General features: G+C 42.9%; 3 protein-coding genes. All 3 read right to left on the bottom strand.

What is annotated here, in order from left to right; all coding sequences use genetic code 11:
- Positions 1-175: 175 nt before the first annotated feature.
- Positions 176-1,879, bottom strand: a complete 1,704-nt coding sequence (locus AC3WVG_RS11175) for a nickel-dependent hydrogenase large subunit (protein WP_488798198.1) — start codon at positions 1,877-1,879, stop codon at positions 176-178.
- Positions 1,880-1,964: 85 nt separating this feature from the next.
- Positions 1,965-2,918, bottom strand: coding sequence for a hydrogenase small subunit (locus AC3WVG_RS11170; protein WP_488798197.1), 954 nt, complete (start codon positions 2,916-2,918; stop codon positions 1,965-1,967).
- Positions 2,919-3,048: 130 nt separating this feature from the next.
- Positions 3,049-3,504: a hydrogenase maturation protease gene (locus AC3WVG_RS11165; protein WP_488798196.1), complete on the bottom strand. Its 456-nt coding sequence runs from the start codon at positions 3,502-3,504 to the stop codon at positions 3,049-3,051.
- Positions 3,505-3,652 lie beyond the last annotated feature (148 nt).

The following is a 3,652-nucleotide window of genomic DNA, read 5'->3' as shown; positions in this document are numbered from 1 at the left end:
CGCAAGCAAGCCTTAGATGTGTCCAACTCTTTGTTAGCATTGAAGAAAATGCGCTTGTAAATTAACTCAGAAAGTTGAGTAAATTAAGTTGATAAAAAGGTTCGGCCACAGACTCTTACATAAAAAAGGGTCTGATTACTCAGACCCTTTTTGAGAAGTCAACTGACACTATTTTTTACAGTACCCGGAACTTGTAAGTCTGATTGGAATTAGGATCAATGACATGTACACCACAAGCAATACATGGATCAAAGGAATGTATGGTTCTTAAGAGCTCTACTGGCCTTTTGGGATCGGCAACAGGAGTGTTCATCAGGGCCTCTTCCAATGGACCTAATTTGCCCTGTGCGCAACGAGGACCTAAATTCCATGTGGAAGGAACAACCAATTGATAATTTTCAATTTTACCGTCCTTGATTTTGATCCAGTGACTTAAAGCACCTCTGGGCGCAGTCACAAAACCAACACCCATGGCTTCATCAGGCATTTCCCATTCCTGATAAATTTTGGTTTTTCCCTTATGCACATTTTCTTCCAAGGCATTTATCCATTTCTCTAATCTAGCTGCTATAACGTGAGTTTCAATGCCTCTGGCTGCTGTACGGCCTAATGTGGAGAACAGGGCTTCCGGTCCTACTCCAAGCTTATTTAAAACCATATCCACGGCAGCTTTTACATCCTTATGCCCTTTTGCATAGGCTATAAGCATGGAAGCCAACGGGCCGGTTTCCATTGCTTCACCCTTATATCTAGGAGCCTTCATCCAAGAATACCGATTTTCATCTTCCAGGCTGGTGTACTGAGGTTTGGTTTCACCCTCATAAGGATGCTTGGCTGCATCTCCTTCATACCAACTATGGCTTACATGCTCCTTGATCTCATTAGGATCAAACATCTCCACATTTTTCAAGTTGCGGTTAAAAATCACTCCCGCAGGCAAATATCTACTAGCTATATCGTTGGCCTTTTCCGGAAATTCACCAAAGGTCATGAAGTTAGTGCATCCGCCAATGCCTGCCCAGTCTTTGTAATAAGAAGCCACGGCCAAAAGATCAGGAATATAGACTTCGTCCACAAAGGCCTTGGTTTCCTGCCATAACTTCTTAAATTCATTAATTCGATCTAAACTTAAAGCCTCATAATTGGTGATACCGCCAGGCACAGTAAACTGAGTATGCGGGTTCTTGCCCCCAAACACAGCCATGGCCCGAGCCGCTTTAACCTGTAGTCTCAAGGCATCAAGATAGTGTGCTACGGCAATGAGGTTCACTTCCGGGGGCAGATAATAGGCATCATGACCGCCCAAAAAGTAGGCATTGGTAAAGATGCCCAATTGTCCACTATCCACCAGGGCTTTTAATTTCTCCTGGACAGCTTTTAAATCACTGGCTGTTGTCTTTCGAGGGGAGATATTTTGGGCAATTTTGGCTGCTTTATTGGGATCAGCTTGCAAAGCAGAGACAGCGTCCACCCAATCCAAGGCATGCAAGTGATAGAAATGGACAATATGGTCATGCAGATATTGGGCTCCCATAACCAGGTTGCGAATAATGCGAGCGTTTTCCGGGATATCTACTTTTACTGCGTCATCTACGCTGCGAACCGAGGCCAGGGCATGAACATAGGTACATACGCCGCAGGCTCTCTGGGTAATATGTTGAGCATCTCTAGGATCCCTGCCCTGTAAGATCATCTCCAGCCCACGAAAGAGCTGAGACTTACTCCATACATTTTTAACCTTGCCGTTTTCTACTTCTACTTCTAAACGTAAATGGCCCTCAATGCGGCTAACCGGATCAACGACAATGGGACCAGTATAATTACTTCTAGGGGTAGTAGCCACCGCCATGGGGGCCTTTTTTGCGCGACAACCAGACATAAATCCTCCTCCTTAAAAATTAAATTTGGCCATGCAGATAAAGTAATCTGTTTATAAATTTGAAAGATGTAATCTTCCCAACAAGTTATTGAGATTCATAAAACGGAGACATTTCATCCCAAAATCCGGGTTCACTGCAGCCAATACACGGATGTCCGGCATCCACAGGCCAATTGGTCTGGTTAAATTTTACCTTTGGACAATTATTATAGGTATATGGTCCTTTACAGCCCAGTTCATACAAACACCATCCCTTTCTGGCTTCTTCAGAATCAAAAGACGGAGCAAATTCTCCAGCATCAAAATGTTTGAGCCGGGGACAATTGTCATGCACTGTCTCACCATAGAACATGACTGGACGGTTATAATCATCCAGTTCAGGCATCCCTTTGGTCAAAAGATGGACAACAGTACCTACAAAATTGAATGGATTCGGTGGACATCCAGCCACATTAATGGCCTTGACACCAAACTTTTGTAGGGCATCATTGAGCCCTTTTGACTCTGTAGGATTGGGTTCTGCGGCCTGCACTCCACCAAAATTGGCACAAGCTCCAATGGCAATAGTCGCTGTAGCTTTGGGAACAATTTCCTTGCATAATTCAAACATGGTCTTGCCTGCTACTTTTCCATAAATCCCGTTATCTTTGGTCGGGATAGCTCCCTCAACAACACAAATATAGCCATTTGGGGAGGAAATTGCTTTGTGCAGGGCTTCTTCAGCAGCCTCTCCGGCAGCCGCCATAAGTGTTTCGTGATAATCAAGAGAAATAGTATCCAGGATGAGCTCATCAATAAACGGGGAGACTGTCCTTAATAGGGATTCAGAACAACCGGTGCATTCAGCATTGTGCAACCACACAACGCTAGGCCTTTTTTTAGCGGTTAAGGCCGCGGCCACTTTTGGGGCAAAACCAGGCCCCAACCCCATGACAACCGCCACACTAGTACAAAATTTCATAAAGTCACGTCTGGACACACCTCTTTTCTCGAGGCGATCCAAAGCACCATCCTTACCCAGCCCAATAAAATACTTCATAGGGCACCTCCATTTGGATTTTAATAAGTTAATTTTTTATCTTGTAAGTATGCAAAAAAAGTATAAAATTTGCAAAGAAAATTTTACTATACAAACAAACTCTTCCTATTTGAATCATCTATATTGCTATCTAACAGACAGCAAAATGTTCTTTAATGATTTTTACTACCTTATTTACAGATGATTTAACTTTTGGAGTGCATTGATCTGAAAAATGATCAATAACATCGGCTTCAATAAGAATTATGCTTAAATTGGAGGGCATTTCATCAGGAAAGAGCATATAGCCTGTCTTTAAAGTTGTTCCCAGGGTTATGGCGTGAGAGTTAACCAGTGCATGTGTGTTGAAAATGTCGTCAAGGCTCGCCTGGACAATAGTTCCCGGCGAATGCCCCAGCTTGGATGCATCAACAACGATGACACTTTCATATCCCAAAACCTTATCAATAACTTCAAAACCAACTGTGTATAGTATCTCTGTATCTACAGGCAATCCTTCCCGCTCAATCTCTTCTACCACCTCAATACCGGCGCGGTCATCACAAAGAAGTGGATTGCCGATTCCTAAAACAAGAAATTTGTTCATTGTATAAGTTCTGTTTTTTAGTTCTGAGTTGAGTGAGTTAAGTTAAATCAAATAATTGACTTTTGACCTAAAAAAAGCCGGGAAATTCCCGGCTTTTTTACTTATTCTCTTAAAAGTTCCTTAACTGCCGGTACAACTTGCCATCGCT

This window comes from Desulfovulcanus sp., assembly GCF_982781345.1.
The sequence above is the reverse complement of the archived record's forward strand: the minus strand, read 5'-3'. Positions and strand labels throughout refer to the sequence as shown.

Bases quoted from the DNA above. Each gene is read 5' to 3' on its own strand.
- AC3WVG_RS11165 (WP_488798196.1), bottom strand. From the start codon at position 3,504: ATGAACAAATTTCTTGTTTTAGGAATCGGCAATCCACTTCTTTGTGAT.
- AC3WVG_RS11170 (WP_488798197.1), bottom strand. From the start codon at position 2,918: ATGAAGTATTTTATTGGGCTGGGTAAGGATGGTGCTTTGGATCGCCTC.
- AC3WVG_RS11175 (WP_488798198.1), bottom strand. From the start codon at position 1,879: ATGTCTGGTTGTCGCGCAAAAAAGGCCCCCATGGCGGTGGCTACTACC.